This is a genomic window from Lysinibacillus fusiformis (assembly GCF_002845985.1).
In the GTDB taxonomy this organism is placed as follows: domain Bacteria; phylum Bacillota; class Bacilli; order Bacillales_A; family Planococcaceae; genus Lysinibacillus; species Lysinibacillus fusiformis_D.
In genome coordinates, this window is the sequence record NZ_PDFK01000001.1 from 819,669 (window position 1) to 842,701 (window position 23,033).

At 36.3% G+C, this 23,033-nt stretch carries 19 protein-coding genes; 5 read left to right on the forward strand and 14 right to left on the reverse strand.

What is annotated here, in order from left to right; translation table 11 throughout:
* Positions 1-11: 11 nt before the first annotated feature.
* The 5 genes from CRI88_RS04160 to CRI88_RS04185 form a co-directional block, all read right to left on the reverse strand.
* The gene (locus CRI88_RS04160; RefSeq protein WP_036125738.1) at positions 12-2,168 is read right to left on the reverse strand and encodes an RNA degradosome polyphosphate kinase; all 2,157 of its coding nucleotides are present in this window, start codon (positions 2,166-2,168) and stop codon (positions 12-14) included.
* Entirely contained in the window at positions 2,165-3,712 is a 1,548-nt protein-coding gene (locus CRI88_RS04165; RefSeq protein WP_089931891.1) for a Ppx/GppA family phosphatase, read from the reverse strand. Before CRI88_RS04165 ends, CRI88_RS04160 begins: the two co-directional genes overlap by 4 nt.
* Positions 3,713-3,865: 153 nt before the next feature.
* Positions 3,866-4,768 carry a chemotaxis protein gene (locus CRI88_RS04170; RefSeq protein ID WP_036125743.1) on the reverse strand — a complete coding sequence of 301 codons (903 nt, stop codon included), beginning with the start codon at positions 4,766-4,768 and terminating at the stop codon, positions 3,866-3,868.
* Between the two features lie 65 nt (positions 4,769-4,833).
* The gene (locus CRI88_RS04175) at positions 4,834-6,156 is read right to left on the reverse strand and encodes an MFS transporter (protein WP_058843413.1); all 1,323 of its coding nucleotides are present in this window, start codon (positions 6,154-6,156) and stop codon (positions 4,834-4,836) included.
* Positions 6,157-6,863: 707 nt separating this feature from the next.
* A complete protein-coding gene (locus tag CRI88_RS04185; RefSeq protein WP_036125834.1) occupies positions 6,864-7,184 on the reverse strand; it encodes a winged helix-turn-helix transcriptional regulator in 321 nt (106 codons plus the stop codon).
* Positions 7,185-7,339: 155 nt separating this feature from the next.
* On the opposite strand from CRI88_RS04185, the gene CRI88_RS04190 reads away from it, so the two are divergent.
* Positions 7,340-7,732: a DoxX family protein gene (locus CRI88_RS04190; RefSeq protein WP_036125836.1), complete on the forward strand. Its 393-nt coding sequence runs from the start codon at positions 7,340-7,342 to the stop codon at positions 7,730-7,732.
* A gap of 60 nt (positions 7,733-7,792) precedes the next feature.
* Here CRI88_RS04190 and CRI88_RS04195 read toward each other — a convergent pair whose 3' ends face one another.
* The 3 genes from CRI88_RS04195 to CRI88_RS04205 all read right to left on the reverse strand — a co-directional run bounded on the left by CRI88_RS04195 (position 7,793) and on the right by CRI88_RS04205 (position 9,419).
* Positions 7,793-8,659, reverse strand: a complete 867-nt coding sequence (locus tag CRI88_RS04195; RefSeq protein WP_058845177.1) for an NAD(P)-dependent oxidoreductase — start codon at positions 8,657-8,659, stop codon at positions 7,793-7,795.
* Between the two features lie 300 nt (positions 8,660-8,959).
* Positions 8,960-9,136 (reverse strand): aspartyl-phosphate phosphatase Spo0E family protein, encoded by a 177-nt coding sequence (locus CRI88_RS04200; RefSeq protein WP_080717115.1) that lies wholly within the window; start codon positions 9,134-9,136, stop codon positions 8,960-8,962.
* Between the two features lie 94 nt (positions 9,137-9,230).
* On the reverse strand, positions 9,231-9,419 hold the full coding sequence (locus CRI88_RS04205; protein ID WP_036125841.1) for a hypothetical protein: 189 nt from the start codon (positions 9,417-9,419) through the stop codon (positions 9,231-9,233).
* Positions 9,420-9,542: 123 nt separating this feature from the next.
* On the opposite strand from CRI88_RS04205, the gene CRI88_RS04210 reads away from it, so the two are divergent.
* The 3 genes from CRI88_RS04210 (at position 9,543) to CRI88_RS04220 (ending at position 11,179) form a co-directional block, all read left to right on the forward strand.
* Positions 9,543-9,731: a YkvS family protein gene (locus CRI88_RS04210; protein WP_004224583.1), complete on the forward strand. Its 189-nt coding sequence runs from the start codon at positions 9,543-9,545 to the stop codon at positions 9,729-9,731.
* Positions 9,732-9,810: 79 nt separating this feature from the next.
* A complete protein-coding gene (locus CRI88_RS04215; RefSeq protein WP_036125844.1) occupies positions 9,811-10,428 on the forward strand; it encodes a CPBP family intramembrane glutamic endopeptidase in 618 nt (205 codons plus the stop codon).
* A gap of 61 nt (positions 10,429-10,489) precedes the next feature.
* On the forward strand, positions 10,490-11,179 hold the full coding sequence (locus CRI88_RS04220) for a hypothetical protein (protein ID WP_089931889.1): 690 nt from the start codon (positions 10,490-10,492) through the stop codon (positions 11,177-11,179).
* 85 nt (positions 11,180-11,264) lie between these two features.
* Here CRI88_RS04220 and CRI88_RS04225 read toward each other — a convergent pair whose 3' ends face one another.
* Entirely contained in the window at positions 11,265-11,711 is a 447-nt protein-coding gene (locus CRI88_RS04225) for a MarR family winged helix-turn-helix transcriptional regulator (RefSeq protein WP_036125858.1), read from the reverse strand.
* A gap of 120 nt (positions 11,712-11,831) precedes the next feature.
* The gene (locus CRI88_RS04230; RefSeq protein ID WP_244504793.1) at positions 11,832-13,199 is read right to left on the reverse strand and encodes an ATP-binding protein; all 1,368 of its coding nucleotides are present in this window, start codon (positions 13,197-13,199) and stop codon (positions 11,832-11,834) included.
* A gap of 310 nt (positions 13,200-13,509) precedes the next feature.
* Between CRI88_RS04230 and CRI88_RS04235 the strand changes: the two genes are divergently transcribed.
* Positions 13,510-15,249 (forward strand): B12-binding domain-containing radical SAM protein, encoded by a 1,740-nt coding sequence (locus CRI88_RS04235; RefSeq protein ID WP_089931886.1) that lies wholly within the window; start codon positions 13,510-13,512, stop codon positions 15,247-15,249.
* A 986-nt stretch (positions 15,250-16,235) separates the two neighbouring features.
* On the opposite strand, the gene CRI88_RS04240 is transcribed toward CRI88_RS04235, so the two are convergent.
* The 4 genes from CRI88_RS04240 to CRI88_RS04255 form a co-directional block, all read right to left on the reverse strand.
* Complete coding sequence (locus CRI88_RS04240) at positions 16,236-17,591, reverse strand: TrkH family potassium uptake protein (protein WP_089931885.1); 1,356 nt, start codon at positions 17,589-17,591, stop codon at positions 16,236-16,238.
* A 108-nt stretch (positions 17,592-17,699) separates the two neighbouring features.
* Entirely contained in the window at positions 17,700-18,461 is a 762-nt protein-coding gene (locus CRI88_RS04245) for a TerC family protein (RefSeq protein ID WP_036125867.1), read from the reverse strand.
* Positions 18,462-18,780: 319 nt separating this feature from the next.
* Positions 18,781-19,866, reverse strand: a complete 1,086-nt coding sequence (locus CRI88_RS04250) for an SDR family oxidoreductase (protein WP_089931883.1) — start codon at positions 19,864-19,866, stop codon at positions 18,781-18,783.
* A gap of 20 nt (positions 19,867-19,886) precedes the next feature.
* Positions 19,887-22,940: an efflux RND transporter permease subunit gene (locus CRI88_RS04255; protein WP_089931880.1), complete on the reverse strand. Its 3,054-nt coding sequence runs from the start codon at positions 22,938-22,940 to the stop codon at positions 19,887-19,889.
* Positions 22,941-23,033 lie beyond the last annotated feature (93 nt).

Below are 23,033 nucleotides of genomic sequence, written 5' to 3' on the forward strand. Positions count from 1 at the left end.
GCGTGTTTGCTCTATTCTTCGTCTAGCGTAGGCTTTAATGCATCCTTTAAGAAAACTTCCTGGCTATTTAACGGATCTTCGCTACGATCAAACTCTTTGTAATGGTATTTACCATTCGAGTCTTGAATACGTGCTTTCGCAGTATCCATTAATTGTGCATTCATTATGTCAATAATACGAGTTTTTGCTTCACTTGCATATACAGGGAACAATATTTCTACACGTTTAATCATATTGCGTGTCATCATATCTGCTGACGATAAATAGACTTTATTTTCTCCATTATGATGGAACCAATAGATACGAGAATGTTCTAGGAAACGGCCAACAATACTTGTCACTGTAATGTTTTCACTTATACCAGGAATACCTGGTCTAATACAGCAAATACCACGTATAATGAGTTCCACTTTTACACCTGCAATGGATGCTTCATAAAGCTTCATCATTAAGTCTTTGTCTGTCAGTGAGTTCATTTTTGCCCTAATAAAACCATTACCATGTTTTTTATGACAAGCAATTTCCTCATCCATTAAACGAATAAATTCATCTCGAATATCAAATGGTGCCACGACTAAATGATTAAAGGTAGGCTTTTCTGTATAGCCGCTTAAGTAGTTAAAGAAGTTTGTCGCATCAATGCCAAACTCTTTATCTGTAGTTATTATGCCCATATCCGTATAAATTTTTGCAGTAGCATCATTATAATTTCCTGTCCCAAGATGGACAAAACGCTCAATTTTACCGTTACGACGACTAACAACTAGTGTTATTTTAGAGTGCGTTTTTAAATTATTCATGCCATAAATCACAAGACAGCCTGCTTGTTCTAATTGTTTTGCCCAGTGTACATTGTTTTCTTCATCAAAACGAGCCTTAAGTTCAACTAGCACTGTTACTTGTTTGCCATTTTCAGCTGCAAGTTTTAATGCTTGTATAATCGGTGAATTGCCACTTACTCGATATAATGTTTGCTTGATTGCTAATATATTTGGGTTAACCGCTGCCTCTGCAATAAAATCAACAATTGGAGCAAACGATTCATATGGATGATGAAAAAATATATCTTGTTGTAGAGCTTTTTCAAAAATATTTTCATCTGATTGTAAATCTAAAGGTGGCTGTGGAATAAAGCTTTCATATTCTAGATGCTCGCGACCAACAGAAATACCTTTAACGAAAGAGAACATAAAGGTTAAATCCAAAGGCCCATCAATATGGAACACATCTGTTTCTTCAATTTCAAATTCATCTAATAAATATTGAAGTACTTCCTCATTCATTTCTCCAACTCGAACTTCTAAACGGCTCCCTACGCCCCATTTTCGTTTTTTTAGTTCCTTTTCAATTTCAACTAGCAGATCGCGAGCCCCCTCTTCATGGATCGTTAAATCTGCATTTCTTGTTAGACGGAAAGCTTGTGCTGATTTTACACTATAGCCATAAAATAGCTTTTCAATATGCGCTACAATCACGTCCTCCAATAAAACAACAATTGTTTTCCCTTCTTCGGATGGTACTTTTATATAACGGTCTAGGACAGAAGGGACTTGTACGATGGCTACTTTTTCCCGACTTTCAACTTCGGTCTCATCCTGCTCTAACAGTACGAGTAAATTCAATGTCTTACCAAATAATGTTGGGAAAGGACGATACGCGTCTACTGCTACAGGGGTTAAAACTGGGAAGATTGTTTCCGCAAACATCTCATTGATAAATGCTTTTTGTGCTCTGTTTAAATCTTTCATATCTGCAATATGTACATTATGCTGTGGAAGCAAATCATAGATTAAATGACGATAAACTTCTGTCTGTCGACGAACTAATGCTTGTGTACGCTCTGCAATTTTCGCCAACTGCTCCTTTGGTGTTAATCCAGATTTATTTTCAGGTTTATGAAAGCCAGCTCGAACTTGATCTTGTAGCCCTGCAACACGCACCATAAAAAATTCATCTAAATTTGAGCTAAATATAGCTAAAAATTTCAAACGCTCTAGCAGAGGATTATTGATATCCTCCGCTTCCTCTAATACTCGTTCATTAAAGGCAAGCCAGCTCAATTCCCGATTATTATAGTACTGAGGCTTGGCAATCTCCTCTAATAACCGACTATGTTTTTCTGAAAAGTCTTCCTCATGTAGCTCGTTTTTCGTTACTTCAGTTGTCATCCATTGTTCCACCCTTCTTCAATAAAATTGATCCTCATTGGGATTTTTAATGCTCGTTCTAAATGTTTTCTATGGCGATTGGCTTGATACTTTTCAGCAGCTGCATTCTTTTTCACATAAATATCCAGTTGTACATAATCCTCTTCTGTGCGCATCTCAATGGCATGAACAACATTGCGCTTTGACACATTTAACGCATAGACAAATTTTAATAACGCTCCAAAATCTCGTAATTTGCGATATTCCTCACGATCCATCCATATTGCAAACGGAGCGGCAAATCGTTCAAAATAATCTTTATTTTTATAGGATGCAAGAAGTGCTAGTTTTACTCGTTCTAAATGATTTAAACCATCAATGGATTGATTTGCGATTAAATAAAAAGTATGTTGGCTGGAAGAGCTTAATTCAATATACTCTCCAATATTAAAAACCTTGGCCGCTTTCGACAATAAATGCAAATCTTCTGGATTATATTGCAAATAACCTAAATGACAGCATTCACGATACAATTGGTCTGCTAAATTCATTAAATAATCAACTTCCATTTCAGTTCGACCATACTGACGTGCTAATCTTCTTGCATTCCCTTCAAATACATTGTATTTATCAAAGGCCTGTGCATCTGTTTGCAAAATCCGTTGAAAAATGAGTCCCTCACGTAAACCTCTCTTTGTCAGTTGGAATGTCCCACTACCAACCGCCTCCATTAATACTCTAAATACCTCTAATGCAGGTACAATAATATCTGCGCGATCCGATGAAAGCCCATCTAATTGTTTCAATTCCTGAAAGCTTAGTTGACCTAAAAATGAGCTTAAATCATCCAAATCTGCCTTAGACATTTCGTAGCCATGCACACTTGCAATTGGATAGTCATGCTTTTGCTGATGAATTTGTACAATATTCCGCGCACTACCACCAATTGCGATAACAGGTAATGCGACATTTTGTATCCAAGGGAGTGTTTGAAATTGCTCTTTAACAAAGGCAATGAGTTCCACTTTTTCACTACTATTCATAATGTCGCCTTTTACAAATCGTTGCTTTAAAGAAACTGTCCCAAATGGAAAACTATGTGATTGCTGAATTTCTTTATTTTCAAAGAGCGTAATTTCGGTACTTCCACCACCAATATCAATTGTTACGGCCGATTTTGTACCCATGGAATAGGCAACTGCAACATAGCCAAAATAGGCTTCTTCTTCTTCTGATAAAAGCTCGATTTGGATACCAGTTCGTTTTTTCATTTCCTCTATAATTTGATCTCGATTAGTGGCTTGTCGGATAGCAGCAGTTGCAGCTGCTTTGACATCAGTTATTTCAAAATCCTCTAGCATCGCTTTGAATGTGAATAAAGTTTCTGATAACACTTGAATACCTTCTTCAGACATTTCTCCTGAAGGCAATATATATGTACGCAAACGTGCTACCGTTTTAATATTTCCTAGCTCACGAAGCCCCTCTTCATTATCATACTGATATAATACTAATCGAATGGTATTGGAGCCGATATCAATAATGGCTGTTTTTAGTTCATTCAAATCATCACATCCTCCAAGCCTATTTTGTTCATAAAATGTGGACCTATACAAAAAAGTCGGCACCCTTTTAAGGCATCCGACTTTTCTTTCATTTATTTTTACTTTTAGGATACCCATTATTAAAATTGTGAAGTATCTTGTAAGTCATTACCATTACAGAATAAGTTGGTCAACACGTAAAATGAGCTCTGCAATTTCTGGCTTACTAATTTGATCTTCTGCTCCTACTTGATCCCCTTTATGGCGAAGATCGTCTGTAATGAGACTTGAGAAAATGATGACAGGAAGCTTTTGAAGATCAGGGTGCTCTTTGATTTTTCGTGTCAAATGATGACCATCCATTTGTGGCATCTCAATATCAGTTACCACTAATTGAATATGTTCTGCGATATCGCTACCACTATTCGCAATTCCTTCTAAGTATTCATAAGCATCGCGACCATTTTCAAAGAATTCAACATTGTCATAACCAGCTTCGCTCATTGTATCGAATAATAATTTGCGTAATAATGGTGAATCTTCTGCAATTAAAATACGCTTTCCAGAACGTTCACGTTTACCAAGCTTTTTAACAGATTCCACACTAATTCCTGATTCAGGATTGATATCCACCATAATTCTTTCGAAATCTAGCAATAGAATCATTTGTTCATTTTGTTTAATTACACCAATTACTTGTGATGTCCCACCTTGATACATATCAGATGGCTTTTCAATTTGATTCCATGAAATACGATGAATTTGTGTCACATTATCTACATGGAAAACAACACGTTGCTTATTGAATTCAGCCACAATATATTTTTGTTGTGGATTACGCTCCGCACCTTGAATTCCTAATACTCGCAGCATATCTACAACCGGTAATACTTCACCTCGTAATTGAATAATTCCTTCTACATGCGGGTGCGCGTGTGGGATAAATGTTACTGGTATCGGTTGAATAATTTCTTTCACTTTAATGACATTGATGCCGAATTTATTGTTTGCTACTTCAAATTCAACGATTTCTAGCTCATTTGTGCCACTTTCTAATAATATTCCTTTATGTTCCAATGCAATCCCGCTCCTTTCTCTACATCTATTTATAATTCAATTGTATCATAGGCAATACATTTCTCCTACTTGCTATTTCCATTTTTATCATTAACTTTTAGATGTACCAATAGGCCGATTACTGTCATCACTATTAATGTTGATAACGCGACACGACTAGCAAGGGTGCCATAATCCTTCATCCATAATGTCACTGTTCCATATACGGCTGGACCGATAATCGATGATACTTTACCTGAAAAGGCAAATAAGCCGAAAAACTGCCCGCGTTTCTCATATGGTGATAATTCAATAATATAGGTCCTAGATGTCACCCACATGGATCCAAGAGATATCCCAAATAGACTACCTGCTAGCCAGAACATCCATTGTGCTGAGGCAAAAACAGCGAACACTAAAGCAATAATCATAATGAGCGCAACTATCGTAATGGCACGTTTAGCTCCTATGGATTTCGTTATATAGCCAAATGCAAGAGAACCAATGATTGTTGATACCGTAGAGACCAAATAAAGAACGATAAACTGACCAGAACTAAATCCAACAATTGCCGTAGCATAAACAGCCATCATGGCGATCGTCGTAGCAATGGCATCATTTAAAAAGAAATAAGCAATCATGAACGTAAAAATGGCCTTATATTGCTTCATATCCTTAAAAGTTTGAATGATTTCTTTATAGCCGTCTAAAAACTTTATGGACTTGCGCTGCGCTTTTGGAATAGGTGTATCTTTATTAATTAAAAATAATGGCAATGAAAATAATAAATACAAGATAGCTGTTGGAATAAACGCTCGGTGAAAATCGCTGTTACCAACATATAAATATACAAGTAATCCGAAAAGTGTGCCCAAATAACCAATTGCAACTCCATACCCTGAGATTAATGGCATCTCTTCTTTTGTTCCTAAATCACCCATCATAGAGTCGTAGAATACTAGACTTGAATTAAAGAAAAATTTTGCAATGACAAAGCTTGCAACTACTAAAAATAAACTAAGAGGGACACCTGAATAGTTGGTTGTCGATTGTACATTTGCAAAGATCCCCATCATAAATGTAAAAAGAATGGAAATAGATGCAAACCATACGATAAACCTCTTTTTATAGCCAGTGTTATCAATCCAAACCCCAAAAAGCGGTGAAAAGATAACGAGCAACAAGCTTGCAATCGCATTGGCGTAGGATATAAAGGTGCTTGCTACTTGTTGCATGACTTCATTCGTACCCAGCACTTCATCCATGTAAAACGGGAAAAAAATTGTATTTATATTTGAAGAAAAAATTGTATTCGCAAAATCATAAAATGCCCATGAAAGTATTGGCAATGATAAATAAATGGCTAACTGACTTCGATGCTGTACATCGATTGCTGTACCTTTCTTCATATAAAACCTCCCCTCTATTTTCTATAATAATCAATTAACCTCTCTCTGTAATAAAAAATATCTTTTTTTAAAGAAAATTAATATTATTTACAATATAACAGCAATTTCATTGAAAAATAACTGCCAAATGACCGATAAATGAACACTCATTTTCCATCGTTTTCCGTGTAAATCAAAAAAGATCTTTTGACAAGGTGAGGGGAGGTGATTTCCGTTCCGCCAGCGTCCTTTCCAGAGGGCGTCCGATAAGCCGCTTCACTCACTGTGTTCACTTCAGTGTCTCCTCTGGGACGCTAATCCCCTAGGAGTGACGCTGGCTCTACTCCAATCAACCATTCTGTAAAAGTGTCTTTTCCTGAACAAAATAGCCCTTTATTTATATTATTAGAGAGAGGATAAGCTCTTATTTACAATGTGGAGAAGTGATGAGTGACAACACCCCACCATAAAGAGTAGTGAATACCCTTCACTTTATTGGAAAACCTTTGCTAACAAGAAACATTTTTATGGATTGGAGTGGAAGGCTACTTGACTCCCGTAGGATAGCGAGACAGGCGAGCCCCTAAACGGAGCGGCTCGGCGCTCGCCCACAGGAAAGCAAGTAGCCTGCAACGGAAATCCATTTTCACCTTTCACAAATTCTATTGATTGTTTGTATTTCAACACGATAAAAAGGTATTCAAGCCCCTCACTTGAATACCTTTTTATCATTTTTCATTTAGTGTCACCCAGTCAGAAGACCATTGTTCAATTGCTTTTAGCACTGGCGCAATAGCATATCCCTTTTCCGTAAGCTCATACTCAATGACAACTGGTGTCGAAGGAATTACTGTACGTAACACGATTTGCTCTGTCTCTAACTCCTTTAATCGTTCTGTTAAAACACGACTACTAATATTCAACTGATTTTTAATGGTTGAATAACGTTGTGGACCATCGAGCAACTGATAAATTAGCAAAGTATTCCATCGATGATTTAATATCATGAGTGCTTTTTCAAATCGTGGACAAATATTTTTTTGATCCAATCTACTAGCCTCCATTGTTGTTAGTTCCTATTTAACAGTATAGCACTTTTTCTAAAAAACCAATTCTAAAAATACATTAAGTTACTTGACAAAAGTTATTTTTAAAAATAAACTAGGTTACGAAATGTAAGTTAAAGAAAAGGAGTTATTTTATTATGCAAATGATTGGTTCAACTATTTTACGTGTCGTTCTTGGCATTATTTTTGCCGTACATGGTTTTCAAAAGTTTCAAGGTGGAATCAGCTACACAGCTGACTTCTTTGATAGTCTAGGTATACCAGGATTTATGGCGTATATCGTTGCGATTATTGAATTAGTAGGCGGAATTGCCATTATTTTAGGTTTAGCCACTAGAATCTTTGGCGCTTTACTAACGATTACAATGATCGTTGCTATCTTTACAGCAAAACTAAGCATTGGCTTTATCGGAGCTGATGGATTGGCTGGTTATGAATTAGATTTAGCTTTAGGCGCTATAGCTCTTTATTTTGCTTTAGCAGGAGCATCTAACTTCTCTTTAGATTCTCAACTTTTTGGTAAAGAGTAGTACTAAAAAACCTGAAGTCTCCCAAGAAATAAAGAGACTTCAGGTTTCCTATTCACGCCACTATTTATAATACTTTAGAAGAACTTGTGTACCATTATCACCATAGCCCTCTTCAATCAATTTCTCATACATGTCATATGCTAATGAAAGCCCTGGTAAAGAGATACCCATTTTTTTGGATTCATCTAAAGCAATTTTCATATCTTTGACAAAATGTTTAACATAAAAGCCTGGAGCAAAATCCCCTTGTATCATGCGTGGAGCTAAATTGCTTAAAGACCATGAGCCAGCTGCCCCTGATGCGATTGATTGTAATACCGTCGGTAAATCTAAACCTGCCTTTAAACCATATGCTAGTGATTCGCACACTCCAATCATACCTGAAGCAATGACAATTTGGTTGCACATCTTTGCATGTTGCCCAGCACCCGCTTCACCTTGATAAACAATATTTCCCCCAAAATGCTTCATAATTGGCAATACCTTATCATAGGTAGCTTGATCGCCACCAATCATAATGGACAATGTACCATTTTGTGCTCCTATATCACCACCTGAAACAGGAGCATCTAAAGCCTCTACACCCATTGAAAGGGCGTGCTCATAAATTCTCTTTGCCAAGGAAGGCTCTGAAGTCGTCATATCAACGACAATGTTACCTTGCTCTGCTGTTTGGAAAAGACCATTTTGCCCAAAATATACTTCCTCAACATCTGAAGGATATCCAACCATTGTGAAGGCAATGTCACGATTTTTAAATGCTGCTGCTGGCGAACTTGCCCAAGACGCTCCCAATGCCACAAGAGGTTCTGCTTTTTCCTTTGTCCGCGTAAACACAGATACTTCATGCCCATTTTTTATTAAATGTTTAATGATGCTAGCACCCATCACACCAGTGCCAATAAATGCTATACGTTTCTTCGTCATATGTACATGCTCCTTTATTTTAGAATGTCTGCACTCTCTGTGAGAATCCAAACTCTGTATCTTTTCAGTTTAGGTGAAGGAAACATATAATTCAAACTCTTCCCATAACTTGTACTAAACTTTTTATGTATGACATATATACCGAATAAGCGAAAAAAAAGAGAGCAAGTGATTGGGGGATCACTGCTCTAAAGGGGGAAATGAGAATGTTGCTGTGTTCATAGTAAGTTATTCCCCATTGAAATGCATTTTAAACATATATGTTAAAATGTTTTTACTCTGAATACTGGAACAATCTTTTTAGTTTTCTTGGTCTTTTTCTTCCTCAAATGCCATCTGTCTATAATAAGTGTTCATTAACTGATCTAATCTGCGACTCAGTTGAATGGTTTTTGCATTTTGTAACCCGTTTTCTACACCTGAGCGAATCATCATCTCACGAGTTTGTTCCATTTGTTTCAAGAGTAGATTGACCATTCATACAACCCTCCACACACAAATAATCATACCATTATTATACATTTATATTTTATTTCTTACAGCATTAACTTACGACAATGTTCGACAAATTTTAACTTCTCGGAAGTTCAGTATAAGTATATATAATCCGTCCATTTTGTTTGGCCTCACCCCTATAATGTTTAAATAAAGGATGCTTTACAAGTATTTCGCGAAATTCATAAAAATCTTCCTTTTGAATTTCAATACTTTCTATTTCCCCGTTTTGTAATTGTTTAAGCATATTTTCGTATTTTTCCATTTATTTTATACCTCTCTTTTCATCTTTTGTGTAATAAATTATGAATTATTTAAAAAAAGCTTTACGTTTCCCAAATTTTCATGCAAACTGTATATTATTAGTCGATGAAGGAGCTGACTGTCTGTGAAAATAGCTGAAGTTGGAAATATTATCGAGTTTAAAAATGGTCTACAAGGTATTGTCGAAAAGGTAAATGAAAATTCGGTGATTGTTAATTTAACATATATGGAGAATTTTGATTCCCTTGAGATTGAAGAGAAAACGGTCGTCAATCATAAACGTTATAAAATTTTATATACTAATGAAGCTTAATAGTCCGAATAGTCCCTATTTGTCTTTATAGATGATAAGGGGCTATTTTTTTGATAAAATTAAAGTATGGAGGTCGAATATGCTAACAAATTCGAAACAAACACTACTATTTCTCCTTTCTTTATTATTCGTTTATGGCATGCTTGCTTTTACCTTTGCTAACCAAGCAGTATTTTGGTACATGTATGCATTTACTTTATTAGTATGTATTGCCATCGCCATCTTAGCTGGCTCCATTGAAGATAAATTACCTACATGGCAATTTTTACTCTTTGGTATTGGATACGGTACCATCACATATGGTATCATTCGCTTTGGTTACTGGCTCGCTCCATATATTAATAATAATTTAGTACAATCCGTTCAAAAGTTTTTAACAAACTATGGACCACAAAATATTTGGCACTATGTTTTACTCGTATTCATCGTTGCCATAGGTGAAGAACTATTTTGGCGTGGTTATATCCAACAGCAGTTAAAACGCTTTATGCGTCCATCGTTGGCCGTTATAGTAACTGCAATACTGTGTGCGATATCAATTGCTCTAAGTGGTTTTATACTTGGTGTTATAGCTGTACTTTTGGCAAGTATTATTTGGGGCTTCATCTATGAGTGGAAAAAAAGTATGCCACTTGTTATTGTAGCTCATGTCGTTTTTGTACTATTATTATTTTTAGTGTTGCCTTTAACATCATAACATTTAATTTTGGAAACATTTTATCTTTACAAACGTTTAATTTAGAAAAGGAGGGTTTTTTATGCAAAAAAAATTATTTTCAATTCTTGCATTAGTACTAACAACCATATTAGTTGTAGGTTGTAATACCTCTGATAAAACAGGGGATTCAGATGCTCAACAAAATGAGCCATCCAATACTGGTGTTGATCAAAAACCATCTGGAGATGAAACTGCAGGCGAATCACAAGAAGAAGAGGAAACTCCTGCATCAGATGATACAAATACAGAGGATACTTCTAAACAGCCACAACAAGATGTGAAATACGTACAAAAAGGCGAAAATAAAACGGAAACAGCCACTCAGTCTGAAAGTGTCAATCAAACCTACAAGCTACAACAGCTTCCAGGATTTACAATGACACAGGAAGAACCAGGTAAAGATATGTTAGTATCTAATGATGATGACGAAGTGTTTATGCGTATTGAAACAATTGAAGCATCACAATCAAGCTTTGATGAAGTGAAAACAACTATGCAAGATTATATGAATGCTGTAGGCGAAACAGTAGCTTTAACTACTGAAGAATTAGCAGCATTTAAAGATGTTCAACATATCGAGGGTTATGTCGTAGACTTTGACACAGAGAAAGTTATTGGGGTTGTTTTTGAAAAAGATGGTCTCATTACAAAATTAACAATTCACGATAACGATAAACAAGATTTAACAGATGCTATGCTTAATATGGCAGCCACTATCTCTAAAAAATAGTAAGACAATAAGGACGATAGACATTGTCTATCGTCCTTTTATTTCCATTATAAAAAAGTTGTCTCAAATCAATGAGACAACTTTTTTAATAAGATAAATCCTTAATAGAAAGGCCTATTTTCTTTAATAACGTAATTGCTTGTTCCTTTTCTTGCGGTGATAGCACACTCATTAATTCATGCAAATGCTGCTCGTGTTTTGGGAATAGCTCTGCCATAAAGGCTTCACCTTCTCCAGTGATTTCTGCATATGTCACACGACGATCTGAAGGACAAGAAACACGTAATAAATAGCCTCTCTTTTCAAGCTTATCAATGACATACGTAATAGACCCACTAGCGAGCAAAATTTTATTGCCTATTTGCTGTAAAGGTTGTCTCCCTTTATGGTAAAGAAGCTCTAGAACAGCAAATTCAGTTGGGTTTAAACCATTATCCTGAAATAATTGATGTGTTGTCTCATTGATCGCTTTCAATGCACGCGATAGTACAATATATAATTTTAAAGATTGTTTTAGATCTTCTGACTTCATATTCTTTTCCTCTCACTTCGCTCTTTATATGACATTATAGCGATATTAGAAAAGCATTGTCAAAAGCATTATATGATTTAGAAGGTTTTATTGTGAATTATCTCACCATTTTTACTCTATTTACGTTACTAAATAAGCAGAATCTTTTGAGGATACTTCCAATGTATCAAGTTGATTAAATGTGTAAATTGGGAACTGCAGATGAAAGCATGTCCCCTTCTGTAGTTCACTATTAACGCCTATTACCCCATCATGTTCTTCAATCACCTTTTTCACGAAAGCAAGGCCCAGTCCTGTCCCTGTTGATTTTGTCGTGTAAAAAGGCTGGAATAGGTTTTGAAGTGTCGTGCTGTCCATGCCAACCCCTTCATCTTTAATCATAAGCTCGACAATCGCACAGTCATTTGTCGCCATTTCAACTGTAATCGTGCCACCATTATTCATGGATTCCATTGCATTTTTAATTAGGTTCATTAACACCTGCTTTAAGCGATTCTCGTTGCCACCGATATAAATTTGGTTAGAAGGAGAAATGTACTGAATCATAATATTTTTCATGAGTGCATCTGGTAGCATAAACTCAATGACTTGCTTTACAATATGATCCAGTTCTAATAATTCAACTTTCATCGTCGTTGGCTTAGACAACACTAAAAGCTCGGATAAAATTTGTTCCATCCGTTGAAGCTCACTGTCAATAACAGAGAGATACATGCGTGATTCATCATCAGCATTTAACTTTAATAATTCAGTAAATCCCTTTAAAGAAGTTAATGGGTTACGAATTTCATGCGCAATACTTGCAGCCATCTGTCCCACAACATTTAATGCTTGCTGATGCTCGACTTTATGCTGAAGTTGTTTTTTCTCTGTTTCATCATTGATAACCGTGACAATAATATTATTGTATTCATCGAAAATACTGGAAATTTCATAATAGCAAGTTCTGCTTACTTGTGTTTCATCGACTACATGAATACTTGCATGCTTGTCACCCATCAGCTTAGACAGGTATGATGTAATTTGTCCCTTTTTCAATGTAAATGAATCGAATATATGTTGATGTGCTTTATGGAGCAACTGCGAATTTTCAACTTTCAGAAACATTTCCGCATACTTATTAAGCCCAAGAATAATACCGCTAGCATCACTTACAATAACAGCATAAGGTAAATAATCGTATGCATTAAAAGATTGTGATCTTTCATGCGCCTGACTCATGTATAATTTATGAGCAACATCATCATTTAGTGTAGAAATTTGCGCAACAATTTCTTCTGTATTAGGATCATAAAAACATTTAAAAGACAGCATTTCATAGTCGTTTCCAGTTGTACGAATATTAAAAATTTCTTCTGAACGTAAATCATTTTGTAATTGTTTGACGAATTTAGTCCATTTAAAATTAGATGGCTCGTCCATAGCTAAATAGCCAATATACGTTAAATTAAGATTAAAACGTTTAATAGCAGCCTCATTAACGTTCAAAATTTTCCCTGCTTTATTGAGTATAAGTGTTGGTGACGAAGTACTTTTCATAAGATTTCCAAAACATTGATTAATATCATTTTGCTTCAACTTTCTCACCGAACCTTTCAAAAGAGTAAAAAACCTCTAAATCGAATTTTGAGCCTTTACTATACTTTATGACAGCACGATTCTATTATTACAAAATTTAGTAAATTTAAGTATTTTAAATTATTTCACGAACCGTTCACAAAATAAATAGGTAAAAAGAATTATATTGTATGTCAGATACTTGACTGATACAATAAGATGTTGAAAGGAAGATTATTGCATGAATACTATTTTAACTACTTTAAATGCAAAGTATATTCACACAAATTTAGCATTGCGCTATCTTAAAGGCGCCGCTTTACCAGAATTTAATCCAATTATAGCAGAGTACACTATTAAGGATCCTGCTTTTAATATTGTATCAGATTTATTCCAAAAAAAACCTGATATTGTTGGATTTAGTTGCTACATCTGGAATATAGAAGAAACCATTCACGTTATAAAAATGTTAAAGACTGTCTGTCCAAATGTTAAAATTTTGCTAGGAGGTCCTGAGGTTTCTTACGATTCTCATCATTGGTTACGTCAAATACGCGAGGTAGATTTTATTGTCATGGGCGAAGGAGAAACTTCTTTCAAACAATTATTACGCTATTTCCACGGTGAAATTTTGTTAGAGGATGTTCCAGGCATTTGTTATTTAGAGGATGGAAAAGTCAAAATTCACGCTATGCCACCTAAAATTGATTTGCGTGAATTACCAAGTCCATTCCGCTTTGAGGAGGATCTTCCCCATTTAGGTAAACGCATTCAGTATATCGAAACAAGTAGAGGCTGCCCATTTAGTTGCCAATTTTGTTTATCTTCTATTGAAGTAGGTGTACGATACTTTAACCGTGAAAAAATAAAAGAAGATATTCGTTTTTTAATGGATAACGGAGCTCAGACAATTAAATTCGTGGATCGTACCTTCAATATTAGCCGTAGCTATGCAATGGAAATGTTCCAGTTTTTAATTGATGAACATAAACCTGGTGTTGTATTCCAATTTGAGATTACTGCAGATATTATGCGCCCTGAGGTGATTCAATTCTTAAATGACAATGCACCAAAAGGTTTGTTCCGTTTCGAAATTGGCGTACAATCTACAAACGATTTAACCAATACACTCGTGAAACGTCGTCAAAACTTTGAAAAGCTAAAACGAACGGTAACAATGGTGAAGGATGGCGGAAAAATAGATCAACATTTAGATTTAATTGCTGGTCTACCAGAGGAAGATTACGCAAGCTTCCGTCAAACGTTTAATGACGTTTTTGCGATGAGACCAGAAGAGTTACAGCTAGGATTTTTAAAGCTTTTACGTGGTACAGGCCTTCGATTAGAAGCGGAAAAGTTTGGTTATACCTATGTGGATGTCTCTCCTTACGAAATCTTTTCAAATAATGTGCTAACCTTTGATGATATCGTACGCATTAAACATGCAGAGGATGTTCTTGAGAAGTATTGGAATGACCATCGGATGGATCATACGATTGAATACTTAGTTACTGAGGTCTTTGACACACCATTTGATTTTTTCCAAAACTTTGGGACGTATTGGGAAACAAAAGGTTGGTCTCGTATTGGCCATCAGTTGGAAGATTTATTCCGCCGTTTATTAATGTTTTTGGAAACTGTGGAGGGCGTGAATTTAAATATTATCCAGAGTCTCATGCAGCTTGATTATCTAATGGCACAGCAGTTCCAACCACGTAAGCTGTGGTGGAATGAACGCCCAACAGAAGAGCAACAAAAAGCCCTTTATCAAGCATTACGCGAAGATCCTACTATCGCTGGCGAGGAATTTGCTAGCTTTAAGCTATCTGAGAAAGAGTTGTTTAAGCATACACTGATTATCCCTCATGGCCTTGACTATCACAATTTCCTAAATGGCAAAATTGTACAAAAAAATGGCTATCTGTTAACCTATTTCCGTCACGGTCAGCAACCATATTTTGCATCTATCCACTCTAGTTAATAATAAAAGCTAGTTCTGTGCTAACAGTCAGGACTAGTTTTTTTCTTTCTTAAACAATTCTTAAATCCTTTTCACAAAAATAACATGACTGTATATGTACTTTCTTCGACTAACTAAATGAGTTAGTCAAGTATTCATAGCCTCCCTCCAAAAGTTTAGGGCAAATGCCTTAAAGACAAGCTAGTTCTATTTTGTAAATAATACCCACAAAAATTTTAAAAATGCGGGAAAAACAATTTTAAATTTTTTGAAAATTGTATGACAATTTCGTATTTTTCACCTTTTTTAATGAAAAATACGCAGGAATGTTCTTTATTAAGTATCATTTTCTTCTAAAACATTCCCCATTATTACGCATTTATTCGTGTAGCCTTTTTATGTGTTTTTTATTGTATTTGAACTACCTATATTAAGGCAATTACTTTTTAATTCCTTAAAATTAACTTTTGATAGGGGACGCGAACAAGAGGTTTTCCCTAGTGTATATACACCTGTAATGACAGTTTTCGACAAATTACTTCTTTTTATCTATATATAATAGAAGAAAGTCATTTACTATACTTATAATATTTACCAGTAAATTCGTTTTATTCATAAAATAATCTTTTTGCTGACTGTATAGGGTGCAATGGCCCCAGAGCTATGTATTTAGTGTATTGATTGGTCAAAATAGGGTAATTATTTTTTTAGAATCATATTAATAGTAATGTGTTATGCTCCCTAGTTAGCATGAGTATTTCAAGATGCATACACACTCTCAGTTATGAAGTAAGAAGCTGATGTAGATGTAACATTGTTAGTACCATTCTTGCTCACAAAAATAGAGAGATAACTGCAAATAGCTATTTACATGTAACCACTGAACATGAAAGAAGTCCCCTCAAAAAATTCAGTGATTATCTAGAAAATTGAACTTTCGGGGGCAAAAAAGGGCAATCTAATGATTGTCCCTTACAAAGCCCTTATATACCATCGTTTCGTTATAATTACCCAATGATTACGCGTTCCTTTGGATAATGGAAGCTTGATTTTTTCCCTCTACCCCCACCACCAAGTGTGTAAAGGAAGGAAATTAACCCTACTCGACCGATAAACATTAAAATAATGATAATGATTTTACCAATGACAGATAAGTCCTCGGTGATTCCTAACGACATACCACAAGTACCGAACGCTGAAGTGATTTCAAAAATGATCTGAATCAGTGATGCTTGTGGCTCTGTGATGAGTAAGATAAGTGTAGCAATTAACACCATAAAAAATGCTAATAAAATAACGACGAATGAGCGAAAGACATCTATTAAATGAATTTCTCGCCCAAATACTTGAATATCTTCTCTTCCCCTAGCAAAAGTAATTAAGAATAAAATAGCTAAGGCAAAAGTAGTTGTGCGAATCCCTCCACCAACTGAGCTTGGCGAAGAACCGATGAACATAAGGAAACTCATAAATATATCTGTTGCTTCACTAAATGTCGTAACATCGTATGTTGTCAATCCAGCCGATCTTGTTGATACTGAATGGAACATCGCCGAAAATAGCGCCTCGTGCCAGGACATTTCCTTGAAGGAATGGAAAGATTCAAGAAGTAAAATGACAAGTGCACCTACAACAAATAAAATAGCGTATGTGGATGTAGTAATTTTAGTAAATAAACTAAAACGAAAATTCTCACGTCGATTGAGCAAGAACGTTTTTAATTCGATTAATACTGGGAAGCCGATAGCACCTAACACGATCAGTACCATTGTAACCATTTGTACAAAGTAATCATCATGAAATGGCAGTAAGCTCATTCCAGTTATATCGAAACCACCATTTGTTGTAGCAGAGATGGAAGCAAATATCCCATGTAAAAAGGCTTCTTCAAATGTATCAAAATAATTGGTGAAATGTAGCGTTAAAATAATCGTACCCGCAACTTCAATGCCAAATAAAATCTTTATGATTTCACGAATTAGTTTCACAACACCGGACAAATTATACTGGTTATGGTCAATCATAATTAATTGACGCTCACGCATCCCAATTTTTTTCCCTACTAGCAGCCACACAAAGGTACCAAGTGACATAATACCAATGGCCCCTAACTGTAAAATAACAAGAATCATCACAAGCCCAAAGGTTGTATAGGTTTCCGAAATAGTAATCGTTGTTAAGCCCGTGACACTAACTGCACTTACTGCTGTAAACAAGCTGTCTAAAAAGGAAATTCTTACGCCCTCTTGATGAACGCCTGGAAGTCGTAATAACAGGAAGGAAATCGCTATAGCTATAAAGTAATAAGAAACAAGTACCTGAAATGGTGTGACAAGTCTATTTGATGATTTTTTCCAAGGCACTTTAACAACTCCTCCCACATATGATGCCCAACTAGATAGATAATAGTATAGAAAAGATACATAAAAAAAGAAAGAGAAATAGTAACAACTATTCCTCCCATTTAGATACTAATTATTTTTTTTATGACGAACTCCCACTAGGTAGCCCACAAATGCAATGCCTAGTAAGACTATCCAGAATGTTAATTCCCAGGCAGTTGAATGGGGAAACTCTACAGGTAATATCCCTACTTTTTCATGAGCTAATGTTAAGACAACGAGCTTCACACCGACCCAACCAACGATAAGAAATGCTGCCGTTTCAAGTGAAGGATAATCGTTCAATACTTTAACAAACCATTGTGCTGCAAAACGCATCATAATGACACCGATAAATCCACCAAGAAGCATGACAATAAATTGTCCTCCATTGATGCCACCAATATCAAAATTTCCTAAGTGAGGCAAAGTTACAGCGATCGCAACGGCTGCCAACATCGAATCAATAGCAAATGCAATATCTGCTGCTTCAACCTTAAGAACCGTTAACCAGAATCCAGAACCCTTTTTCTCTGCTCTTTCAGCTGTTTCCTCTTCATCATCTTTATGTTTACGCAAATCATATATATTTTTCGCAGACATAAACAATAGGTAGGCCGCACCGACTGCTTGGATTTGCCAATAGTTTACCAATACTGTAATAACAAATAAGGCGGAAAATCTGAAAATCAGTGCTCCAAATAGTCCATAAAATAACGCCTTTTTTTGCTGTTCCTGTGGTAAATGCTTGACCATCACAGCCATCACTACCGCATTATCAGCTGCAAGTAATCCTTCTAATACAACAAGGACAATTAACACCCAGCCGTATTGTAATATAATTGCTTCCATTCTAGTGCCTCCTCTAAGCTCTATCCCTAAAACGACCATTTTATCTAAAGTACAAAAGAAAAAAGCCTCTGCCCTAATTCAGGCAAAGGTCTCGCTAAGTAAATTCGTACCTATTTCTTTTATGGTACATCAATCTACACGTCATTACGTATAGAGCCATTCACTATCACACCCGATGGTCATAACCATGTCTTGACGAATGTGAAACCAGGACATATCATTCCTGTTAGCTACTCCCCTTTGACAAATTGTCGAAGGTATCTTCTTTCCATCATTATAGCACTATCATTTACAACTGACAAAAATATCTATATTGTTTTTACTTAATCTGAATTTGATAGCTCTTCTCTTCCTTATGTGCTAAATAAAAGGCAATCATTTTTGGCATAGTCTGTATAAAATCAGGGCATGTAATACCACCTTTTTGTAAAATTTGCTGTGCTTCAGCTGTGTCAAATGTGGCATTCCATGTTAAGTAATCTAGCGTTTCTTGTTCAACTCCAAGTTTTTTTCGAATAAAAGGAACTTGTAACGATAGCTTTGCTAATATAAATGGGAAACGTCCCTTTGGATAGACATTCGTTATTAATTTCACCATAGTACGGTATACTTCCTGTACAGGGTGAGGATTGGGATCTGTTAAATGAAGTGTCTTGCCTTCTGCACCTTGTTCATTCACTACAAAAACTGAGGCATTTAAAATATAATCAACGGGCACGACATTAATCGTTGATGTCGATCGGCCGATGTATGGAATAAAGGGTAAACTCTTTAATCGTTCTACTAAATTTAAAAAGAAGTAAGGTCCATCAAATTTAATGGTTTCACCTGTCATTGAATGCCCTCGCACTATCCCAGGTCTAATAATCGTAAGTGGTATTTCTGATTTTAAATCTTCAACTCGAAGCTCGGCCTCATATTTTGTTTCCTCATAGTAGTTTTTAAATGCTGGAGGCCGAATGAGTTCATTTTCACGCAGTATCCCTTCACGTGTGCCTGCCACATAGGCTGTACTAAAATACATATAGCGTTTTAAATTCGGTAAGGTGCGCACAAAATCATTGACCATTGTTGTACCATGGACATTCACTTTCCATGCAAGATCACGTGGTACCGCTAAATCATAAATAGCGGCTAAATGCCAAAGCACTTCTATTTTTGGTACAATTCCACTGATTATTTGATCGTCTAAACCCAGATTTGGCAGCGTAATATCGCCTTCTACAATATGAATTGAACAGTCAGGGAAAGCTTCTATTATTTTGCTTTTTTCCTGCTCTGCCTTAATGGTTTCACCTGCCAACACAATCGCAATAACTTGTTGTGTCTGTCTCTTTTGGAATAATGTCCGAATGAGTTGACTTGAAATGAAACCAGGAAATCCAGTAAAAAAATGAACGTTCATCTCCTATTCCCCCTTGAAATCTAGCGCATCTTTCTTGTTTCTTTATCCACTAAACTATAGATAATCGGTACAATATACAATGTTAGCAATGTCGAGGTGACAAGGCCTCCAATAACCGCAATCCCCATCGGTTGGTTCATCTCTGTTCCTTCACCAATACCAAGCGCTAGTGGAAACAGTCCTAAAATAGTCGTTAATGCCGTCATTAAAATCGGTCGAAGACGATCTTGGCTAGCCAGTAAAATAGCTTCATAAGCAGACATGCCCTTCGCCTTTAGCTGGTTAATATAATCGACAAGCACAATGCCATTGTTCACGACAATCCCTACAAGCACTAAAATACCGATGACAGACGTCACACCGATTAAAGTATGTGTTGCGAACATAGCAATCGCCACACCGATGATCATTAATGGGACTGTAAACATGATGACAAACGGATATTTAAATGACTCAAATTGCGCAGCCATTACAATATAAACTAGTACGATTGCTAGCATAACTGCTAATAGCATATCGTCAATTGCACTATCATAAAGCTCTCGATCCCCACTAAAAACAATTTGAGTAGCAGGCGGTAAATGAACTTGGGTCAATGCTTTATCTACTTTTGCCGAAATGCCGCCCAATGATTCCTTTGTTTCATAATCTACAAAAAAGGCTACTGCTGCTGCCTGATCAGAACGACGAATGGACACGGGTCCCTCTTGTATAGATACAGTAGCAACATCCTCTAATTTCACAAACAATCCTGCTGGAGAACGAAGCTGCATGGCTTTTAGCGCATCTATACTCGTATTAAATACCTGTCCAAAACCCGTATAAACGGGTAATACAGCGCCGTCCTCAGTAAGTAGTTGAGACGTTAATTGTCCTTTTGTCATTTGGTTCACGGTTTGAGCAATTTGTGCTGGGATAAAACCGTAGTCTTTTGCTTTTTCTCGATCAACCTCAATTTGAATCTCTGGCACAGTCTGGTCTAGATCCGTTGAAACCTTTGTTACTTCTTGAATCGCTTGTAGCTCTTGCTGCACTTTTTTAACAGTGTGCTGTAGCCTTTGTTCATCTGAGTCTGTTAATCGGAACGTTAATGTATGTGGTGACGAACCCGTTGCTGTTGATACATTAAATGTAATATCAACTTGCTCTCCAAGCTCTCCCTTTATATCTTGCTCCAGCTCTTCCACAAATTCAAAAATGGAACGTTGCCTTTCTGCTAATGGTACTAGTTTGACATACATTTCAGCTTGATTGGCGCTCGTTTGTCCACGCGCTTGCGATTGTTGCGTACCCCCAATTAAGCTAACATAAACATCCACATCTTTTTCCTGCTTCAAGCGCTCCTCAATATGCTTCACTACCTTTTCTGTTTCCGATACAGCGACACCTTTTTCAAGATTGACACTTATAGATGTGAATCCTTCATCGGTAGGTGGTAAAAATTCTGTACCAATTCTAGTCAGCCCAAATAAGGATAAACCAAAGCACATCACCGTGAAAATTAGAATTAGCAGTCGATGCCGTAATACCCATACAATAGAGGATTTATAATGGTTGTAAAATTTAGAGCTACTGCGCTGCTCATAAAAATTGGTATTTTTCATTTTTAAAAGACGACTTGCTAGCATTGGAACGACAGTAAGCGCAACTACTAGAGAAGCGATTAGGCTGAACGAAATCGTTAGGGCGAATTCTGTAAATATTTGTCCAATCAATCCTTCGATAAACATAACAGGAATGAATACGGCTATAGTAGTTAACGTGGAAGCTGTAATAGCAAGTGCAACCTCCTTAGTTCCTTCCTGCGCTGCAGTGATAGGATCCTTTTCTAGCCCTAAATGTCTTTCGATATTTTCAATAACAACAATGGCATTATCCACTAGCATACCAATGCCCAGTGCAAGAGCACCTAGTGTCATGATGTTAAGGGTAAAATCCGCAAAAAACATCAACACAAATGTCACAATAACCGAATAAGGAATAGCAATACCAATAATGATTGGACTCTTTACACTACGTAAAAAAACAAATAGGATGAACATCGCGAATAATCCACCTAAAATTAAAGAAGAGCCAATGTTATTAATGGCTAAATCTACATAATTACCTTGATCGACAAGAATGTCTGCCGTTATTCCCTTATATTGCTCTTTCTTTAGTAGTTCATCTAATGTTTGCTGAAACGCTTTGGAAACTTCTGCTGTATTCGCGCCAGATTCCTGTAAAACGGACATAAGGACTGCTGGATGCTCATTGGCACGAGTTGTCGTAATAGATTGTTGCTCTGTCCTCTCTACGGTTGCAAGATCGCTCACAGTTAGCGCTTCACCTGTTAACGGGTTCACTGAAACGATCAAACTTGCAATACTTTCAGGTGACGATAATGTACTTACAATACGTGTTGTTAACAGCTTACCATCATCTGTTGAAACAGGTTCACCAGGGAGAGATACATTATTCGCTTGGATAATTTGTATAATGTCTGCTTGTGTTAAGCCTTTTTCCACTAGCTTTGCTTCGTCTAATATTATTTGAACTTCCTCGATCAACTTGCCAGAAACATTTACACTTGCAACACCCTCTGTCCGTCGCAGTTCTTTTTCTAAGTCCTCTGCTAATAAACGTACATCTACATCATTATTTTCTGCACGTAATGATAGTTGAATAATGGGAAATTGAGACGGATCAAACTTTAAAAAACTAGGCTTGCCCGCATCATTTGGCAGCGGTGTCATATCAATTCGCTGTAAAATATCGAGTTGGATATCTTCCATATTCGTGGACCAATTAAACTCAAGCATAATTAAATTAGAGCCTTCTTGTGAGGTTGACTGTAGTTTTTTTATGCCAGGTAAGGTGGCAAGTGTAGCCTCTAATGGTTTCGTTATCTTCTCATTCACCTCTGTTGGACTTGCCCCAGGATAAGAAGTGACAACAACACCTATGGGGGGATTTAACTCTGGAATTAACGTAATCGGTATTTTTAATAAGGAAACACCGCCTAACAGGATGACAAAAAGCATCGTAACAATTGTAAAGACGGGTCTTTTAATGGAAAAATGACTAATATTCATATAAACAAACTCCTTTTTCTACCTCTTCCTTTCTAGGATAGCCGATTTATAAATGAGCTAAGCCCCCTTCAATTAGTTCGTCGTGCAATATAT